Origin of the sequence: Pseudoalteromonas sp. bablab_jr010, assembly GCF_016464105.1 — a bacterium.
GTDB lineage: Bacteria > Pseudomonadota > Gammaproteobacteria > Enterobacterales > Alteromonadaceae > Pseudoalteromonas > Pseudoalteromonas simplex.
Window position 1 is genome coordinate 31,882 of the sequence record NZ_JACDWV010000129.1, and the last position, 19,792, is coordinate 51,673.

Genomic DNA, 19,792 nt, shown 5'->3' on the forward strand with positions numbered 1-19,792 from the left:
AAAGGAGCCAACAGGCTCCTTTTTTTATTGCTGAAAAAGCACAAACTGCTTAAAACCTTACTGCACACAAGGTATACTGAGAGCAATTTTCAGACTAAACGCACCAGATACTATAAGCCAAATATGCAAAAATATGACGTTAAAACCTTTCAAGGTTTGATCCTGGCTTTACAGGACTATTGGGCACAGCAAGGCTGTGTGATTGCTCAACCACTCGATATGGAAGTGGGAGCAGGGACATTTCATCCGTTAACTTTCTTAAAGTCAATTGGCCCAGAGCCAATGTCGAGCGCGTATGTTCAACCATGCCGCCGTCCAACTGATGGTCGTTATGGTGAAAACCCGAACCGTTTACAGCATTACTACCAATTCCAAGTAGTATTAAAGCCATCACCAGAAAACATCCAGGAACTTTATTTAGGCTCTTTAGCAGCTGTTGGTATTGATACACTAACTGATGAAGTTCGCTTCGTAGAAGACAACTGGGAGTCGCCTACATTAGGTGCATGGGGTCTAGGTTGGGAAATCTGGTTAAACGGCATGGAAGTAACTCAATTTACCTACTTCCAGCAAGTAGGTGGCTTAGAGTGCTCACCAGTAACCGGTGAGATCACTTATGGTCTTGAGCGTTTAGCAATGTATATTCAGGGCGTAGATAGTATCTATGACCTAGTATGGGCAGACGGTCCTATGGGTCGTGTGACATACGGTGATGTATTCCATCAAAATGAAGTAGAGCAGTCAGCTTATAACTTCGAACAAGCGGATGTTGAGTTCTTATTTGCACAGTTCGATCACTGTGAAAAAGAAAGCGAAAAGCTAATTGAAGCAGGCTTACCATTACCAGCTTATGAGCAAGTAATGAAAGCATCACATGCGTTTAACTTATTAGACGCTCGTCACGCTATCTCAGTAACAGAACGTCAACGTTATATCTTACGTGTTCGTGCATTATCTAAAGCATGTGCGCAAAGTTACTATGATGCCCGTGAAGCTCTTGGTTTCCCGCTTTGTAAGGATTAAGAATTAGCATGTCAGCAGAAAATTTATTAGTAGAAATTGGCACTGAAGAGTTGCCACCGAAAGCACTTCGTAAACTTGCTGAGTCGTTTGCTGAGAACTTAGCAGCTGAGCTTGCAAGCTTAGAATTAAATCATCAAGGCGTTAACTGGTACGCATCACCACGTCGTTTAGGCTTACGTGTTACTGCACTTGAAGCAAAACAAAGTGACAAAGTTGTAGAAAAGCGTGGTCCTGCAGTTGCAGCCGCTTTTGATGCCGATGGTAATCCAACTAAAGCAGCAATGGGCTGGGCGCGTGGTTGTGGTATCGATGTAAGCGATGCACAAACACTAGAAACAGATAAAGGTGCTTGGCTATTACATAAAGCACAGGTTGAAGGTCAAGCAACTACATCGCTTATGAGTGATGCAGTAAACAAAGCACTTGCTAAATTACCTATCCCTAAACCAATGCGTTGGGGGGCAAATAAAACACAATTTATTCGCCCAGTGCACACAGCGACTATTTTATTTGGTAGCACGCTGATCGAAGGCGAAATACTTGGTAAGCAAGTTGGCAACCAATTACAAGGCCACCGTTTCCATCATCCAGAAAAAGTAACAATCAACCACGCTGATGATGTGTTTGATGTGCTGAAATCTGCTTACGTTGTCGCTGACTTTGAAGCGCGTAAAGCACAAATTCGCGAACAAATTGAAGCAGCAGCTAGCGCGGTAAATGCAAAAGTAGCGATGGATGAAGACTTACTTGAAGAAGTAACATCCTTGGTTGAATGGCCAGTAACGTTGACAGCAACATTCGAAGAAGCATTCTTAGATGTTCCTTCAGAAGCGCTTATCTATACCATGAAGGACGACCAAAAGTACTTCCCGTTATTAGACCAAGATGGCAACTTACTTAATAAGTTCCTATTTGTTTCTAATATTGAAAGTAAAGATCCAAGCGTGGTCATTGCCGGTAACGAAAAAGTTGTTCGTCCTCGTTTAGCTGATGCACAGTTCTTCTACGAAACCGATAAGAAGAAAACGCTAGAGAGCCGTTTAGAATCGCTAGATACCGTTTTATTCCAAAAGCAACTTGGTACGCTGAAAGATAAATCTGAGCGTATTAGTGAACTTGCCGGTTACATTGCTGAGCAATTAGGTGCCGATGCCGAGCTGGCTAAGCGAGCAGGTTTATTAAGTAAAACAGACTTAATGACCGAAATGGTTATGGAGTTTACCGACGTACAAGGTGTAATGGGTATGCATTACGCTCGTCACGACGGTGAAGCTGAAGAAGTTGCACTAGCGCAAAATGAACAATATATGCCTCGCTTCGCGGGCGATAACTTACCAACAAATGTGATCAGCTGTGCGGTCGCAATTGCTGATAAGTTTGATACGCTGGTGGGTATTTTTGGTATTGGTCAAGCGCCAAAAGGCGACAAAGACCCATTTGCACTTCGCCGTGCAGCAATTGGTGCATTACGCATCATGGTTGAAAAATCATTACCGCTAGATATCTTAGACCTTGTTGCTAAGTCACAAACGTTATTCGGTGAAAAGCTAACAAACCTAAATGTATCAACAGATGTGTTTGAGTTTATGTTAGGTCGTTTCCGCGCATGGTATCAAGATGAAGGTATCGAAGTTGATGTCATTCAAGCTGTGCTAGCTCGTCGTCCAACTAAACCAGTTGATTTCGACCGCCGTGTTAAAGCGGTAAGTCACTTCCGTACATTAGACGCAGCAGAAGCGCTTGCAGCAGCAAATAAACGTGTAAGCAATATCTTGGCTAAAAATGACATCACAACACAAGGTGATGTGAATGAGAGCCTATTAAGCGATGATGCAGAGAAAGTATTAGCATCACACGTTGCTAAGTTTGCAACTGAGCTTGCACCTTTATATGCAAATGGCGATTACCAAGAAGCATTGTCACAACTTGCGGGTATCCGTGAGAGTGTTGATAACTTCTTCGATAACGTTATGGTAATGGCAGATGACGAAGCGGTTAAACAAAACCGTTTAGCATTGTTAAGCCAACTAAGTCGTCTGTTTTTAGATATTGCTGATATTTCTGTACTTCAGAAGTAAGCAGTAGCCAATTAATAAAAGCCAGCTCAGTGCTGGCTTTTTTGTAGCATAAGGAACAGTAATGAAACGTGTAATTACTTTAGCATTAGCAGGCTTATTAACAGCCTGTTCTAGCCAAATGCAAATGCCAAGCATTGACGATATTCTGCCAAGTAAAGAGCTTGACCGTACTATGTATTTACGTGGTGATTTTACCTTGTGGGATGCGGAGCCTCAGTATCAATTAGAGCAAGTTGCACCGGGCATATTCCAAACCGACGTTAAGTTTTCAACACCAGGTAAGGTTTATGAATTCAAAGTAGCGGATGCTGATTTTAGCGAAGGCTATAATTGTGGTTACAGTGATATGGACCCAGCAGGGCAATCATTGGTTCTAGGCCAAGCCGCCAATGCAGATTGTAATACCATCTACAATTATTTCAGCTTTAAACCCGCTGCAAAAGGCGTGTATGTAGTGAGCTTTGATTACCGCAATAGTAATCAACCAAAAGTGACAGTAACGAAGAAATAGCTTTAAGCTTTCAGCTGTCAGTTTTAAGCCGATCGAGTGAGCGTTTAATATTGATAAATGCTCACTTTTAATTTTAATTGATTAACTCGAAACTCGAAACTCGAAACTCGAAACTCGAAACTCGTTGTTACAACCCTTTCTTCACCAAGTATCGGTACGGTGCTTGTTCTACATCTTTAGCCACAAGTGTGTGATCCATAAAAGTACAAAAGCTGGGGATATCGCGGGTGGTTGATGGGTCGTCGGCGATGATAAGTAAGGTTTCGCCATCTTTCATTTTTCGTACTGCACCACGCACCATCATCACGGGTTCTGGACAACGAAGGCCAAGTGCATCTAATTGGTGATCGGGATTATCAAAACTCATGGCTGACCTTTTAGGTGAAAGAGACGATTAATAAGCGGCTATTTTAACTTTCTATTGCCGCCAGTTTCAATAAGTGAAAGCAAAGCAAATAAAAAAGGCGCACTGAGCAAGTCAGTGCGCCTTTTTATCACCAAGATGTTTGTTGTGAGCTCGTTATTCTACGCGCTCAAATACAGTTGCAATACCTTGGCCTAAACCAATACACATAGTTGCTAGGCCGTATTTAGCGTTCTTGTCTTCCATTAGGTGAACAAGCGTTGTGCTAATACGTGAACCAGAACAACCAAGTGGGTGACCAAGTGCAATTGCACCACCATTTAGGTTAACTTTTTCATCTACCACATCCATCAGACCTAGGTCTTTTAATACTGGTAGAGATTGTGCTGCGAAGGCTTCGTTAAGCTCTGCAACATCGATATCGTCAATAGTGATACCTGCTTGTTGAAGTGCTTTTTGCGATGCAGGAACAGGGCCGTAACCCATGATTGATGGATCGCAACCTGCAACAGCCATTGATTTAATACGCGCACGAATTGGTAAACCAAGTTCTTTTGCTTTCTCTTCGCTCATTACAAGCATTGCTGATGCGCCGTCAGAAAGTGCAGAAGAAGTACCTGCGGTTACGCTACCTGATGCTGGATTGAATACAGGGCGAAGTTGCGATAAACCTTCAACAGTTGTCTCAGGACGGATTACTTCATCGTCTTCAACTAAGATTAAAGAACCATCTGCATCGTGACCTTCCATTGGCAGGATTTCACGACGGAAACGACCTTCAACAGTTGCCGCGTGTGCACGTTGGTGTGAACGGTAAGCAAATTCGTCTTGTTGCTCGCGGCTAATGCCGTGTAGCGTAGCAAGGTATTCTGCAGTTAAACCCATTACGCCAGCAGCTTGTGCTACAGACGTTGATAAACCTGGGTGAAAATCATTACCGTGAGTCATAGGTACGTGACCCATGTGCTCAACACCACCAATGATGTAGGTATCACCAGCGCCAGTCATAATAGCGCGTGCTGCATCGTGTAATGCTTGCATTGATGAACCACATAAACGGTTAACTGTGACAGCTGGTACTGAGTGAGGGATACCGGCTAGTAGTGCTGCGTTACGAGCAATGTTAAAACCTTGCTCTAAAGTTTGTTGTACACAGCCCCAGTAAATATCATCAATTGATGCTGGATCAACGGCTGGGTTACGGTCTAACAAACCTTTCATTAAGTGAGCACTTAAATCTTCCGCACGCTTGTTTTTGAATACGCCGTTCTTTGAACGACCCATTGGTGTGCGGATACAATCTACGATTACTGGATTATTCATGTTTCTTATCCTTCCACCTTATAGAATACACGGCCTTCTTCGGCCCACTTGCGAGTTTCATCTGATACTTGGTAAATCGCACCTAAGTGAGCGTATTTGTCTGCTGTTGCAACAAAGTTCGCTAAACCAGTTTGATCTAAGTAACGGAATGCACCGCCTCTAAATGGAGGGAAACCAATGCCGTAAATTAGCGCCATGTCAGCTTCTTGTGGTGACGCTACGATACCTTCTTGTAAACAAAGTAGTACTTCGTTGATCATCGGGATCATACAACGGTCAATGATTTCTTGTTTATCGAAATCTTTAGGTGCATCAGTAATAGCACTCAGTAACTCAGTTGCTGTAGCATCTTTTGCTTTTTTCAGGCGACCACGACGGTCTGGCGCGTATTGGTAGAAACCAGCACCATTTTTCTGACCAAAGCGTTTTTCGTTTGCAAATACAGTAACAGGGTCTTTATCTTGGCGAGCCATACGCTCAGGGAAACCGTCAGCCATTACACCAGTACAGTGGTAAGCTGTATCGATACCTACAACATCAAGAAGATAGGCAGGACCCATTGGCCAACCAAATACATTTTCCATCACTTTATCAACTTTAGTGAAGTCAGCACCTTCAACAACAAGTTTGCTGAAACCTGCAAAGTAAGGGAATAGTACGCGGTTTACAAAGAAACCAGGGCAGTCGTTTACAACGATTGGTGATTTACCAAGTTTTAATGCGTAATCAACAACGGCATTAATTGTTGCTTCTGATGTTTTTTCACCACGAATGATTTCTACTAATGGCATTTTTGGCACTGGGTTAAAGAAGTGCATACCACAGAAGTTTTCTGGTTTTTCAAGTGCCGATGCTAACTCGTCAATACGAATTGTTGAGGTATTTGAAGTTAGGATAGTGCCCGCTGGTAAGTCTTTTTCAAGGCCCGCAAGAACAGCTTGCTTCACTTTAGGGTTTTCAACCACAGCTTCAACAACGATGTCTGCGCTTTGTAAGTCTGCATCGTTTAGCGTTGGCTTGATCTTGCCTAAGGTAGCAACCATCTTATCCATCGCCATATGGCCACGTTGTACTTTTTTGCCAAGTAGCTTAGATGCTTCACCCATACCTAAATCAAGTGCATCTTGGTTGATGTCTTTCATGATAATAGGTGTGCCTTTATAAGCAGACTGGTATGCAATACCACCGCCCATAATACCAGCACCTAATACAGCAGCTTGTTTGATCTCAAGCTCACTGTGTTTAGCTTGCTTCTTCGCTTTACCTTTAATGTATTGGTCAGCTAAGAAAATACCTGTTTGCGCAGCAGCTTCGCTTGTTGCTGCTAATTTAGCAAAGTTAGCGTTTTCAATCGCCATTGCTTCAGCGCGTTCACAGTTTGCCGCAGCTTTGATTGTTTTTACAGCCATAACAGGTGCTGGGTAGTGACCTTTTGTCTGACCCATTACCATGCCTTCCGCCATCGCAAAGCTCATACCTTGCTCAACACGGTTCATTTTCAGTGGCTGTAATTTTACTTGTCGTTTTGCTTGCCAATCTAGCTTGCCAGCAATTGCTTGCTCAAGTGTTGCAATACTTGACTCTAAAAGTTTGTCAGCACTAACTACTGCGTCAAATGCACCTACCTTTAGGGCATCAGCGGCGCGGTTTTCTTTACCTGTAGTGATCCATGTCATCGCATTATCAGCGCCAATAAGGCGTGGAAGGCGAACTGTACCACCAAAACCAGGCATAATACCTAGTTTAACTTCAGGTAGGCCAATTTTAGCGTTAGAGCTAGCAACGCGGTAATCGGTAGCAAGTGCCCACTCACATCCACCACCAAGCGCCATGCCGTTTACAGCACTTAGCGTTGGGAAAGGTAAATCTTCAATTGCATCAAAAACGTCAGTTGCATTTTTGATCCATGCAACAAGTTCTTCTTGAGGTTTAGTGAAGGTAGGTAAAAATTCGAAAATGTCGGCACCGATAATGAAATGATCTTTATCGCTGGTGAACACCATGCCTTTGATATCTGAGTTTGTTGCCAATTCTTTTAATGCTAAAGCGCAATCTTGCAAGGTTTGCTGCGAAAGTTTATTTACTGAGCCGTCTGCACAGAACTTAAACTCGGCGATGTTGTCCTTGATGAAAGCAACTTCAAATGAATCGCTTTTATATAACATTATTATTCTCCCTAGTTTATTAACTAAGACTGGTACGATGAGTTTGCATTTCAATCAGTGTGCTTGCTTTAAAATGAAAATGCAACGAAAAATTTACTACGCTTTATCGCGATTGGTTAAAATATAGCTGGTTTGGTGCTAAGGTGTAGCAGAAGTTTTTTGTTATTAATTCTTTAATTTTTGTTAAAGGTCATCATGAAAAAACAACTCCTTGGTTGGACAGCTGCCGCATTACTTTTTCCTTTTTTTGCAGCTGAAGCCAACGATAAACATGACGCTTTTTTAAAAGCAGAAAAAAAGGCGCGTTACGGTGATTATCAAGACATGAAAGAGGCGGCAAATAGGCTTGATCACCCATTGAAACCTTATGTCGAAAAGGCTTATTGGCAACGGAATCCAAGCCTTAAACACCAGACCGAAATCGAGGACTACCTCAATGTTTACCAAAACACGCCATTAGAGTGGCCTGTGCGTAAGGCATGGCTTAATTATTTAAAAAAGTATAATAAAAAAGCGGCTTATATTCGTAACTACCGCGAAACAAGCAATAACGAATTAACTTGTCCTTATTTAAGTTTTCAATTGGACTTAGGTGCCCCTGAAAAAGCCATCATGAACCAAGTAACAGATTTATGGGTGGTAGGAAAATCTCAGCCAAAAGAATGTGATAAGTTGTTCTCACTTTGGAAGAAAAAAGGCTACCAAACCGAAGAGCGAGTTTGGCAGCGTATTAGCTTAGCTGCCGAAGGAGGCTCATCGAGTTTAATTCCATATTTAAAAACATTATTGCCTCGTGCTGATCAATATTTAGCTGATTTATATTTAAAGGTACGCAAAGACCCAAGTGCTTCGGCGGGTCTTTATCGTTATAAGAAAAAGTCTGCTAAAGAAGGGCAAATCGCGATTTATGGTGTGAAGCGCTTAGTATGGCGAGATAAAGACCTTGCATTACGTGCATGGGAAAAACTCGAAACCATGTTTAATTACACTGACGAGCAAAAAGCAGACGTTTACTACAGCTTTGCGTTATCGCTTGCCTCAAGCGGTCATCAACAAGCACGCTTTTGGTTAAATAAGGTGCCTAAAGAACGCCAAACTCAAAAGTTAATGCAATGGCAACTTGGTAATATGCTAGAGAGGCAAGATTGGTCTGGCATAGTGGCGTTTTTCACAGGTAAAGAAAACTTGAGCCTTGGTCAGCAATATTGGCTGGCGTATAGCTTAAATCAACGTGGTGAAGTCGAACGTGCTCGTGAGATTTGGCAAACAGTGGCTAAAGAGCGTGACTATTACGGCTTTTTAGCGTCTGCACGCTTAGGTGTTCCGGTTAGCTTAAATAATAAAGAAATTAATATAAGTAACAAGTTAAAGCTTGAGGTGGCCAATGCCCCTGGCTTTAAGCGCGCTCGCGCTTTGTATGAGCTTGAGCGTTTTACTTCTGCGCGTCGTGAATGGAATTATTTAACGGATACATCAACCAAAGAAGAAAAGCTCGCTGCGTCTTTGCTTGCTGCTGAACTTGATTGGTATGACAGTACCATCTACACCTTAGCGCAAATAAAAGAGTGGGACTATGTCGACTTACGTTTCCCATTTGCATTTAAGAATGTGTTTGCCACTTATAGTAGTCGTAGCCATATTGATGTCGCTTGGAGCATTGCAATTTCACGCCGTGAAAGCTCTTTTGCACCGGATGCGCGTTCTCATGCAAATGCCCATGGTTTAATGCAGTTGTTGCCAAGCACTGCTAAATATATGAATAAGAGCTCGGTATCACGAAAACAGTTATACCAGCCTCGTACTAATATTCGTCTTGGTAGTGAGTATTTGCAGTATTTGAAAAAGAAAAATCATGGCAACGAAATCCTAGCAACGGCTTCTTATAATGCGGGCTACCATCGTATTAAACGTTGGATCCCAGAGCAAGCTATGCCAGCAGAGCTGTGGATTGAGTTAATTCCTTACACAGAAACACGAAACTACGTTAAGAACGTGTTTGCTTACAGGCAGGTTTATCACACTCGATTAGGACGCGATGGCAATGTTCTAGCGCCAATCCTTGATATGTCGATGGGTGGTTAAACTCGATTTGCCACACTATTCTCCCTCAGTTGGGGGATAGTGCTGGCTATGATAGACTTCTAACAAGTTAAATTTACTAAAGATGGGTTTACTATGGATAAATTAGCGGTGCTATACGCCGAACATATTGCAACCTTGCAACAACGCACTCGTACAATTACAGAGCGTGAAGGTTTAGAAGGGTTAGTAATTCACTCAGGTCAGGCTAAACGTCAGTTTTTAGATGACATGTATTATCCGTTTAAGGTGAATCCGCAATTTAAAGCTTGGTTACCAGTGATCGACAACCCACATTGCTGGATTGTGGTTGATGGTGCATCTAAGCCGAAACTGATTTTTTATCGTCCTGTCGACTTTTGGCATAAAGTGCCTGACGAACCACGTGATTTTTGGGCTGAGTATTTTGATATTGAATTATTAGTACAGCCAGATCAGGTAGAAAAATTGCTTCCTTATGATAAAGCTAAATATGCTTATATCGGTGAATATTTAGAAGTAGCGCAAGCACTGGGCTTTAGCATTATGAATCCAGAGCCAGTGATGAACTACTTGCATTTTCATCGTGCTTATAAAACACAATACGAGCTTGAGTGTTTACGACAAGCTAACCGTATCGCGGTAGATGGCCATAAAGCAGCACGTGATACGTTTTTTGCTGGTGGTTCAGAGTTTGATATTCAGCAAGCTTATCTCATGGCTACCCGCCAGAGTGAAAACGAAATGCCTTACGGTAATATCGTTGCACTAAATGAGAACTGTGCAATTTTACATTACACGCATTTTGAACCTAAATCGCCGCAAACGCATCATTCTTTCCTTATTGACGCTGGTGCAAACTTTAATGGTTATGCTGCTGATATCACACGTACTTATGACTTTAAAAAGTCAGGTGAATTTAGCGACTTAATTAAAGTAATGACTGAGCATCAAATCGCTTTAGGTAAAGCATTAAAGCCAGGTCTGTTATACGGTGAATTGCATTTAGATTGTCACCAGCGTGTAGCGCAAGTACTAAGCGACTTTAATATTGTGAAATTACCAGCCGCTGAAATTGTGGAACGTGGTATTACGTCGACGTTCTTCCCGCATGGTCTTGGTCACCACCTTGGTTTACAAGTTCACGATATGGGTGGCTTTATGGCTGATGATACAGGTGCGCACCAAGCACCACCGGAAGGTCATCCTTTCCTACGTTGCACTCGCTTAATCGAAAAGAACCAAGTATTTACTATTGAACCTGGTTTATACTTTATCGACTCGTTATTAGGTGACCTTGCGCAAACTGACAACAAACAGTTTATTAACTGGGAAAAAGTTGAAGCGCTTAAGCCATTTGGCGGTATCCGTATTGAAGATAATATTATCGTTCATGAAGATAGCCTAGAAAACATGACGCGTGATCTACACTTAGATTAACGATAAAGGTTCGTGAATATCGGGGCCAATAGGCCCCATTTTTTTAGATAAGCAATTATGTCTGAATACCAATATCCGGCTGAGCCGGTTTTTTACCAAGAAGAAATCAAAAAAAGCACCTTTATTGTGCATATTGCCCACACTCCTGATCTTGCGTCAGCAAAAGCCTTTATTAAAGAAATTCAAGATAAATACAGCGATGCTCGTCATAATTGCTGGGCACATGTTGCGGGTAACCCCGGTGGCAGTCATGTGTATGGTTTTTCTGATGATGGCGAGCCTAATGGCACGGCTGGTAAGCCAATGCTTAATGTATTAACAGGTTCTGGTATTGGTGAAATTACAGCGGTGGTAACCCGTTATTTCGGGGGCATCAAGCTTGGTACAGGTGGGCTAGTTCGCGCTTACGGCGGTAGTTTAAATAACGCCATGCGTGAGCTTAAAACCATTACCAAGGTACCGAGTGTTGAGCTGATAGGTCAAAGTGATTACAGCGTACAAGGTGCAATCGAGCAGTTATTAAAAAATCAGTATCAGGTGCTTAATATCGAAAAACAATTTGCAGAGAACATCACTTGGCAAATTGAAATCGATAGCCGTCAGGCGCAGCAAGCGATTGCTGATATCCATGAATTGACTCATGGCGAAGTTAGCCTAAAAGTCAGAAAAGTTTGAAATGTAAAAATAATACATTCCGTTTACTTACAATTAAGCCTGTAAGACAATAAACTGTATTAGCTAAACATTTAATAAGAAAGCGATACGCCTAGATGCAATTTCGTACCATAATAAAAATTCTCGGCCAGCTGGTGGCGTTATTTAGTATCACTATGGTGCCACCGGCACTGGTGTCTTTGATCTACAAAGACGGTGGTGGTGTGCCATTCGTTCTCGCTTTTATCTTTAGTGTTGTAATTGGTTTAGCGGCTTATTATCCAAACCGTCATGAACATGGTGATCTTAAAGCCCGTGAAGGCTTCTTGATTGTGGTCTTGTTCTGGTTAGTACTAGGTACCTTCGCTGCGGTGCCTTTAGTGTTCTTACAAGAACCTAACCTCTCCCTAGCTGACTCCGTATTTGAGGCCTTTTCTGGGCTGACAACGACAGGGGCTACCGTACTTACGGGCATAGAATACCTACCTAAATCAGTGCTCTTTTATCGCCAGCAACTGCAATGGCTAGGTGGTATGGGGATCATCGTACTAGCGGTCGCGGTACTGCCTATGCTAGGTGTCGGTGGTATGCAGCTATACCGTGCAGAAACACCTGGTCCGGTTAAAGACTCAAAAATGACACCGCGTATTGCCGATACTGCAAAGCACCTTTGGTATATCTATGTATCGCTGACGATTGCCTGTACGCTTGCATACTGGGCTGCAGGGATGGATTGGTTTGATGCAATATGTCATGCATTCTCTACGATTGCGATTGGCGGCTTCTCTACCTACGACGCATCAATGGGGCAGTTTGATAGCCCATTAATTAACTTTATCTGTGTCGTGTTTTTGCTGATCGCAGCCATTAACTTCTCGCTGCACTATGCAGCTGTATCGTCACGCAATATTCGTGTTTATTTACGCGACCCTGAATTCAAAGTGTTTTTATTGATTCAATTAGCCTTAGTTATTGTCTGCTTTACTGTGCTGTCATCAAATAATATTTATGCCGATGGTGATGAGACTCTCGACCAAGCCATGTTCCAAGCGGTTTCAATGAGTACAACCGCGGGCTTTGCGACTGATAACTTCTCAGCATGGCCGCTGTTCCTACCTATTTTACTTATCTTTTCAAGTTTTATTGGCGGCTGTGCCGGATCTACCGGTGGTGGTATGAAGGTCGTGCGGGTGTTCTTACTTTACCTACAAGGTATTCGTGAACTTAATCGTCTAGTGCACCCGAGGGCTATTTATTCAATTAAATTAGGCCGAAAAGCACTCCCAGATAAAGTTGTTGAAGCGGTTTGGGGCTTTTTCTCAGCCTATGCGTTAGTGTTCGTCATTATTATGTTGGCGCTGATGGGCACCGGTATGGATAACATCAGTGCATTCTCAGCAACCGCTGCTTGCTTAAATAACTTAGGCCCTGGTTTAGGTGAAGTCGCTGCTCATTACGGCGCGATTTCTGATACGGCAAAATGGCTACTTACTATTGCGATGGTATTTGGTCGTTTAGAAATATTTACTTTATTAGTGTTATTTACCCCAACGTTTTGGCGAGGGTAAACGGCGGATAACTCTCTAGGAATGGAGATCAAAAAAGTGCCAAAAACCCAAAAGCAATTAAATTTAGAAAAGTTAACCTGTATTCCTGCTGGTAGCTTAGTTGATGTGGAAATTATCACACCAACAAATAGTAAGCGTGTGAAAACAGAGTTTATTGGCTTGATGAATGAGCAATACATCATCTTAAATTACCCTTCCTCAAAGCGATTGGCGAACGGCAGTGATTTCATCAAAGACGGTGTGATGGTGATTATACGGGCTGTGCTCGAAGCGGGCGGTGGTCAAGTAATTGCTTTTCGCCAGCAAATAAGCGCTTTATCATCGCACCCTTATCGCTTAATCTTTCTTGACTTCCCTCAGCAAGTGCAGCTTTATAGTTTGCGTAGTGAAGCGCGTATTCCTACGTTATTCCCTGCAAACTTAGTCATTGCAGAGCAAAAACTGGCAGGGCTTATTAAAGATATTTCTGTGACAGGTGTGCAGTTTGATATTAATAGCAAGGAGGACTTAAGCGCTTTTAAAGGACAAAGCTGCCAAATCACCCTAAGTAAACGTGAGTTTAGTGGCAAGGTATGCAGCGTACGCAAGCGAGCGGGTGGCTTTATGTTCGGTGTACAGCTTGATACCAGTGAAGATGAAATGAAAGCGTTTATGAAAGAGCACTTAATTGACCTTTCAGTGTTGGATAGTTAATGCCAATTCGCCATTTTGCAACAAAATGGCTATTTTCCTCAATTTAACCCTACAGATATTAAAATTATTTTATAAATAAATTTAAATAACCAATTAAATCAATGTGTTACTAATTAAATTAATTTCGATTTTTTTCTTTAAGTTTTGTTGTTCAGATAGAGTTTATTTTCCAATCCCTAACTTTTCTGTTTTCTAATCCGAATTAATCGCTATTGTCTCCATTTTAACCTTTGTAACTTATTGATTTTAAAGGTGACAAAAAACCAACCACCGAGCTTGTTGCAAAACAGCAACAAATAAATCGCGTTATTTCCCCCTAATTCTCGGTATTTTAATTTAATGCACTGATTTTATTGTTCTTTTTAACTTTGGCATCGAAGTTGAAATAGTCTTAGCGAACACAGAGAAAAACTGATTCAGGAACATATCCTTTATCACAGTTGAGACAACATTGAAGGAATAGTGATTATGAAAACGTTACACAAAACTTTAGCACTTGTAGCTCTTGCAACTTCATCTGCAGCATTTGCCGCTGACTTTGACACATTAGATGTTAATGGTGATGGCGCAATCAGCAAAAGCGAAGCATCTGTAAGCGAAGCATTAATGAGCCAATTTAAAGAGCTTGATACAGACGGCAACGGTGAGCTGTCAAAACAAGAGTACTCAAAAGCTTAATTTCATTGTAAGGACGCACTGAAAAGGATTTCTAACTCAAGACAACACATTTTGAAGGAATGACATTATGAACACAGTAAATAAAACACTAGCACTTATGGCACTTGTATCTTCATCTGCAGCATTTGCGATGAGTGACTTCGATACCTTAGATGTTGATGGCAATGGTGTTATCAGCCAAAGCGAAGCATCGGTAGATGCAGAGCTTATGAGCAAATTCAGTGAACTAGACACTGACGGTAACGGTGAGTTATCGAAACAAGAATTTTCAAAAGCTTAATGTGATTAAGCAAAACCAGTTTATTTAGCTGATTAGTTCTGAGCTGCCAAAGACAGCCTAAATGGATAAGGGAATCCATGACAAAGGACAACACTGGAAGTGTGATCAGCTAATACTCTTAATATTGAAGGAATATGATTATGAAAACAGTAAACAAAACATTAGCTTTAATCGCACTTGCATCATCATCAGCAGCTTTTGCTGCATCTGACTTTGACACTCTAGACGTTGACGGTAATGGCGTGGTTAGCAAAAGTGAAGCAGCCGTTGACGCAAAAATTATGTCGCAGTTTAAAACACTAGATGTGAATGGCGACGGCGTTCTTACTGAAGCTGAGTTCTCTGAAGCCGAATAACTGAATTAGTACGTAGTTATACCAGTTTCCACTTAACAAGGATCTCAGAAACGGATTTCACTCTTTAAAATTTAAGGTAGTTATTATGAAACAGTTAAGCACAACAATCGCAATTTTAGCACTAGCAACATCATCAGCAGCCTTTGCACAAGGCGTAAGCTTTGCAACGTTCGATACCGACGGTGATGGTGTGATCAGCAAAGAAGAAGCGTCTGCAAATATGCAGCTTGAAAAGTTATTTCCAGAGTTAGATAGCGATGGTAATGGCGAACTTTCAAAAGAAGAGTTTGCTCAAATTCAGTAGAATCTTTTAGAAAAGTTAGGTACTTTCACTTCAAGAGTCGTAAAGCAGCTGTCATGGCTGCTTTTTTCGTTTATAAGCGTTCGTTTACAAGAAGATAGCACTTACTTGGAATAGCTTTTCAACAACCGTAATGTGCTTTTTATCAATCAAGAACATGATAACGTGGTCGCCAGACTGAATAACGGTATCGTCATGGGCAATCAGTACATCATCGTTACGCACAATTGCACCAATGGTTGTTCCAGCTGGTAGCTTAATATCAGCAATTGCTCGGCCAACAACTTTAGAAGTATGCTCATCACCATGAGCAACAGCTTCAATGGCTTCCGCAGCACCCTTACGTAACGAATAAACGTTAACAATGTCACCACGACGTACGTGTGTTAACAGCGCCGAGATAGTGGCTTGCTGAGGTGAAATAGCAATATCAATTTCACCGCCTTGTACTAGGTCAACATATGCGCCACGCTGAATAAGCACCATGGTTTTTTGTGCGCCCATACGCTTTGCCAGCATCGCAGACATAATGTTTGCTTCATCGTCGTTAGTCACTGCGATGAATACATCCACTTGTTCAATGTGTTCTTCAGATAACAGTTCTTGATCAGAGGCATCGCCACAAAATACGACGGTGTTATCAAGCATTTCAGAAAGCTGTGCTGCACGCTCTTTATTGCGCTCAAGCAGCTTAACGCTGTGGTTTTTCTCGAGTGAACGCGCAAGACCTGCACCGATATTACCACCACCGGCGATCATGATCTTTTTGTATGAACGTTCGAGCTTTTGAAGTTCATTCATGACTGCGCGAATATGCTTTGTTGCAGCGATAAAGAACACTTCATCGTCCGCTTCGATAACGGTTGTGCCAAGTGGTTTAATCGCTTTACCTTGACGATAAATAGCCGCTACCCGGGTTTCGACATTCGGGATGTGCTCTTTCAAGGCTGAAAGGGCATAACCCACCAGCAAACCACCGTAATAGGCTTTCACCGCAACCAGCGATAACATGCCATCGGCAAATTGTAATACCTGTAAAGCACCCGGATAGTCGATTAAGCGACGAATATACTTAGTTACCAGCGCTTCAGGAGCAATGTAGTGATCAACAGGTAAGTCGTCATTATGAAATAGCTTTTCACGGTACTTTAAGTATTGCTCTGAGCGAATACGGGCAATTTTGGTTGGTGTATTAAAAATACTATAAGCTACTTGGCAAGCAACCATGTTCACTTCATCTGAACTGGTTACGGCAATAATCATATCGGCGTCTTCTGCGCCTGCGCGACGCAATACATCGGGATGCGCACTGTGACCGGTAACACCTTGTAAGTCGTACTTATCTTGTAGCTCTCGCAAACGGTTACCGTCGATATCGACAACGGTGATCTCATTTTGCTCACCTACGAGGTTTTCTGCCAATGTGCCACCAACTTGTCCGGCACCGAGTATGATTATTTTCATAGCTTGTTCTTATTAGTGTTTTTTAACTAGCTTTGCGTAATAGAAACCGTCACTTTCACCAGGCAGTAATTGCAGACCAGGTAAAGTAGGGGTGTCGTTTTCATGCAAAGGTATGTGTTCAGCACTTTGATTATTGGCAAGGAACTTAGCAACTTGTTGTTGGTTCTCTTGCGGTAATACAGAGCAGGTCGCATAAACTAACGTACCACCAGGCTTAAGTAGAGGCCAAATGCTATTTAGGATATCGCCTTGTAAGTTAGCTAGATCTTCAATATCAGATGCACGACGTAACCACTTAATATCAGGGTGACGACGGATCACGCCAGTTGCTGAACAAGGCACATCAAGCAAAATACGGTCGAATTGCTGTTCATCCCACCAGATATGGGGTTGTGAAGCATCGGCACATTGTAGATCGGCAGCCAAGCCAATACGCACTAAGTTTTGTTTAACACGTTCTAGACGCTCGCTGTCGCTATCTAGTGCTAATACGTCAGCGTCGGCAAGTTCTAGGATATGGCACGTTTTACCACCTGGCGCTGCACACGCATCTAAAATGACATCATCATTTTGTGGATCTAAAAAGCGTGCTGCTAATTGTGCCGCTGCATCTTGAACTGAGCAGGCACCGGTATCAAACTCTGGTAATGCGTATACATCACACGGTTTAGCTAGTTTAATACCATCAGGAAAATCAGCATTAAGGATATGCTCAATATCATTTGCTTTAAGCATCTCGCTGTATTCTTGGGTGCTGTACTGCGCTTGGTTTACACGTAACCACATAGGTGCTTGCAACTGATTCGCTTCAAGAATTTCTTGCCAGTTATCAGGATAAGCTGCAGTAACTTGTTTGATAAACCAACCTGGGTGGTTAAATTTGCAAACAGGAATTTGCTTTGCTTTTTCTTCAAGCTCAGCTTGCTCACGTTGGAAACTGCGTAAAATCGCGTTAATCAGACCTTTTAAACCCAGTGCGCGCATTTGCTGAAGCGCATTAACCGTTTCGCTGATTGCTGCATGAGGTGGTACACGCATATGTTGAAGTTGGTAAATACCCACATACAACAAGAACTGGAAAATACGGCGCTTACCTTTTAGTGGTTGATCTAAAAGTTGCTGGCAATAATTTTCTAGGCTAGGTAAATAGCGCAGCACACCGTAGCAAATTTGTTGTAGTAAAGCTTTATCTTTCGGCGATAAACCCTGGCTTGCAAAAGGTAGCTCTTGATTAAGCGACGCGCCTTTATCGACTACGTTGTAAAGGGTTTCAGCAGCAAGTGCTCTTACATTACTCATTGCTTTGACCTAATACTGAGCCAGGCTCGACCCAATCACTGCGACCATTTAAAAAGTCAGTAACAGCCATTGGTTTTTTACCTTGCGGTTGAAGAAGGGTGATTTTAAGTGCATCTTGCCCACAGCCAACAGTAATACCTTGCTTATCAGCAGCAATGATTTTACCGGCTTGTGCAGTTTGCGATACAACTTCGGCTTGCCAAATTTTTACTGTTTGTCCTGCCATTTCGGTAAAACAAACAGGCCATGGATTAAAAGCGCGGATATTACGCTCAATTTGCGCAGCATCCATTGACCAATCAATATTGGCTTCGTCTTTTGATAACTTTTTAGCGTAATTAGCTTGTGCGTCATCTTGCTTTTCTGGAGTGATTTCACCTGCAGCAAGACGGTTGATTGTACTGATCAGTGCATCAGGACCCAATGCAGCTAATTTATCGTATAAAGAGCTACTGGTTTCTGTGCTATCAATTGGGCAACGGCTGATATGCAGCATATCGCCTGTATCTAAGCCTTCATCCATTTGCATTATTGTTACACCAGTTTCATTGTCACCAGCCCAAATAGCACGTTGGATCGGTGCAGCACCACGCCAGCGCGGTAAAATAGAGCCATGCACGTTTAAGCAGCCTAAGCGCGGTGCATCTAAAATCGCTTTTGGTAACAGTAAGCCGTACGCCACTACAATCATAATATCGGCGTTCAGGCTGGTAAGCTCTGCAAGTGCTTCATCTGATTTGAGTGATTGCGGTTGAAATACAGGTAAATCATGAGCAAGCGCCAGCTCTTTAACTTCACTGGCTTTTAGCTTTTTACCTCGGCCCGCTGGGCGATCTGGTTGGCTATATACACCAACAATGTCGTGCTCTGAGTCAATCAGTGCTTGTAAATGGCGCGCAGCAAAATCCGGCGTACCAGCAAAAATAATGCGTAATGGTTGTGTCACAGATATTCCTATTGATTAACTTATGATTTAGCTGCCAGCTTAGCTTCTTTCTCAAGCTTTTTACGGATTCGTTGGCGCTTTAAAGGTGATAGATAATCAATAAATAGAGTGCCTTTAAGGTGATCAAGCTCATGCTGAATACAAATCGCTAATAGCTCGTCAGCGTCTAGGCTGAATTCTTCACCATTTTCATTAAGCGCTTTAACAGTGACTGTTTCTGCGCGGTCAACTTTTGCATATGAATAAGGAACTGATAAACAGCCTTCTTCACTCACCGTTGAACCATCTTTTTTGGTGATTTCTGGGTTGATTAACACTAACGGTTGGTCGCGCTCTTCAGATACATCGATCACCACAATGCGCTGGTGGATATCTACTTGCGTTGCTGCTAAGCCGATACCGTTTTCGTCATACATAGTTTCAAGCATGTCTTTGACGATTTGACGAACTTCATCGTTTACTTCTGGCACTTCTTTCGCGATTGTACGTAAACGCTCATCCGGAAATCTTAAAACTTCTAACCTAGCCATAGTTACCTTTTACACTTGTGATTCATTTAGGGTATTGTATGCTCTTATTTTAGCCATTCGT

Annotated in this window: 19 protein-coding genes; 12 read left to right on the forward strand and 7 right to left on the reverse strand. The window is 42.3% G+C overall.

Features of this window, described 5'->3' with window-relative positions:
* Positions 1–123 precede the first annotated feature (123 nt).
* The 3 genes from glyQ to JIG37_RS11310 all read left to right on the forward strand — a co-directional run bounded on the left by glyQ (position 124) and on the right by JIG37_RS11310 (position 3,612).
* A complete protein-coding gene (gene glyQ, locus JIG37_RS11300; protein ID WP_054554789.1) occupies positions 124–1,023 on the forward strand; it encodes a glycine--tRNA ligase subunit alpha in 900 nt (299 codons plus the stop codon).
* An 8-nt stretch (positions 1,024–1,031) separates the two neighbouring features.
* On the forward strand, positions 1,032–3,101 hold the full coding sequence (gene glyS, locus JIG37_RS11305; protein ID WP_138618662.1) for a glycine--tRNA ligase subunit beta: 2,070 nt from the start codon (positions 1,032–1,034) through the stop codon (positions 3,099–3,101).
* Between the two features lie 61 nt (positions 3,102–3,162).
* Positions 3,163–3,612 carry a hypothetical protein gene (locus JIG37_RS11310; RefSeq protein WP_054563764.1) on the forward strand — a complete coding sequence of 150 codons (450 nt, stop codon included), beginning with the start codon at positions 3,163–3,165 and terminating at the stop codon, positions 3,610–3,612.
* 127 nt (positions 3,613–3,739) lie between these two features.
* Here JIG37_RS11310 and tusA read toward each other — a convergent pair whose 3' ends face one another.
* The 3 genes from tusA to fadB form a co-directional block, all read right to left on the reverse strand.
* On the reverse strand, positions 3,740–3,979 hold the full coding sequence (tusA, locus tag JIG37_RS11315) for a sulfurtransferase TusA (RefSeq protein ID WP_054554785.1): 240 nt from the start codon (positions 3,977–3,979) through the stop codon (positions 3,740–3,742).
* 153 nt (positions 3,980–4,132) lie between these two features.
* Positions 4,133–5,299, reverse strand: a complete 1,167-nt coding sequence (gene fadA, locus JIG37_RS11320) for an acetyl-CoA C-acyltransferase FadA (RefSeq protein WP_054554784.1) — start codon at positions 5,297–5,299, stop codon at positions 4,133–4,135.
* 5 nt (positions 5,300–5,304) lie between these two features.
* Entirely contained in the window at positions 5,305–7,464 is a 2,160-nt protein-coding gene (gene fadB, locus JIG37_RS11325; protein ID WP_054554783.1) for a fatty acid oxidation complex subunit alpha FadB, read from the reverse strand.
* 195 nt (positions 7,465–7,659) lie between these two features.
* On the opposite strand from fadB, the gene JIG37_RS11330 reads away from it, so the two are divergent.
* From JIG37_RS11330 to JIG37_RS11370, 9 genes are all read left to right on the forward strand, one after another.
* Complete coding sequence (locus tag JIG37_RS11330; protein WP_199529384.1) at positions 7,660–9,546, forward strand: transglycosylase SLT domain-containing protein; 1,887 nt, start codon at positions 7,660–7,662, stop codon at positions 9,544–9,546.
* Positions 9,547–9,639: 93 nt separating this feature from the next.
* Entirely contained in the window at positions 9,640–10,962 is a 1,323-nt protein-coding gene (pepQ, locus tag JIG37_RS11335; RefSeq protein ID WP_199529385.1) for a Xaa-Pro dipeptidase, read from the forward strand.
* 57 nt (positions 10,963–11,019) lie between these two features.
* Positions 11,020–11,637, forward strand: a complete 618-nt coding sequence (locus JIG37_RS11340) for a YigZ family protein (RefSeq protein ID WP_199529386.1) — start codon at positions 11,020–11,022, stop codon at positions 11,635–11,637.
* 95 nt (positions 11,638–11,732) lie between these two features.
* On the forward strand, positions 11,733–13,184 hold the full coding sequence (locus JIG37_RS11345) for a TrkH family potassium uptake protein (protein WP_054554779.1): 1,452 nt from the start codon (positions 11,733–11,735) through the stop codon (positions 13,182–13,184).
* A gap of 36 nt (positions 13,185–13,220) precedes the next feature.
* The gene (locus JIG37_RS11350) at positions 13,221–13,877 is read left to right on the forward strand and encodes a flagellar brake protein (protein WP_300357340.1); all 657 of its coding nucleotides are present in this window, start codon (positions 13,221–13,223) and stop codon (positions 13,875–13,877) included.
* A 468-nt stretch (positions 13,878–14,345) separates the two neighbouring features.
* Positions 14,346–14,555, forward strand: a complete 210-nt coding sequence (locus JIG37_RS11355) for a calmodulin (RefSeq protein ID WP_054554777.1) — start codon at positions 14,346–14,348, stop codon at positions 14,553–14,555.
* 67 nt (positions 14,556–14,622) lie between these two features.
* On the forward strand, positions 14,623–14,835 hold the full coding sequence (locus tag JIG37_RS11360) for a calmodulin (RefSeq protein WP_054554776.1): 213 nt from the start codon (positions 14,623–14,625) through the stop codon (positions 14,833–14,835).
* A 140-nt stretch (positions 14,836–14,975) separates the two neighbouring features.
* Positions 14,976–15,191: a calmodulin gene (locus tag JIG37_RS11365; protein ID WP_054554775.1), complete on the forward strand. Its 216-nt coding sequence runs from the start codon at positions 14,976–14,978 to the stop codon at positions 15,189–15,191.
* Positions 15,192–15,276: 85 nt separating this feature from the next.
* Positions 15,277–15,495: an EF-hand domain-containing protein gene (locus JIG37_RS11370; protein WP_054554774.1), complete on the forward strand. Its 219-nt coding sequence runs from the start codon at positions 15,277–15,279 to the stop codon at positions 15,493–15,495.
* Positions 15,496–15,579: 84 nt separating this feature from the next.
* Here the strand turns inward: JIG37_RS11370 and trkA are convergent, their stop codons facing one another.
* From trkA to def, 4 genes are read right to left on the reverse strand one after another with little or no spacing between them, the layout of a single operon-like run.
* The gene (gene trkA, locus JIG37_RS11375) at positions 15,580–16,956 is read right to left on the reverse strand and encodes a Trk system potassium transporter TrkA (RefSeq protein ID WP_054563775.1); all 1,377 of its coding nucleotides are present in this window, start codon (positions 16,954–16,956) and stop codon (positions 15,580–15,582) included.
* 12 nt (positions 16,957–16,968) lie between these two features.
* A complete protein-coding gene (rsmB, locus tag JIG37_RS11380; protein ID WP_138602071.1) occupies positions 16,969–18,255 on the reverse strand; it encodes a 16S rRNA (cytosine(967)-C(5))-methyltransferase RsmB in 1,287 nt (428 codons plus the stop codon).
* Positions 18,248–19,201 carry a methionyl-tRNA formyltransferase gene (gene fmt / locus JIG37_RS11385; RefSeq protein WP_054554771.1) on the reverse strand — a complete coding sequence of 318 codons (954 nt, stop codon included), beginning with the start codon at positions 19,199–19,201 and terminating at the stop codon, positions 18,248–18,250. The genes rsmB and fmt overlap by 8 nt, the downstream gene beginning before the upstream one ends.
* A gap of 20 nt (positions 19,202–19,221) precedes the next feature.
* The gene (def, locus tag JIG37_RS11390) at positions 19,222–19,731 is read right to left on the reverse strand and encodes a peptide deformylase (protein WP_054554770.1); all 510 of its coding nucleotides are present in this window, start codon (positions 19,729–19,731) and stop codon (positions 19,222–19,224) included.
* Between the last annotated feature and the right edge of the window lie 61 nt (positions 19,732–19,792).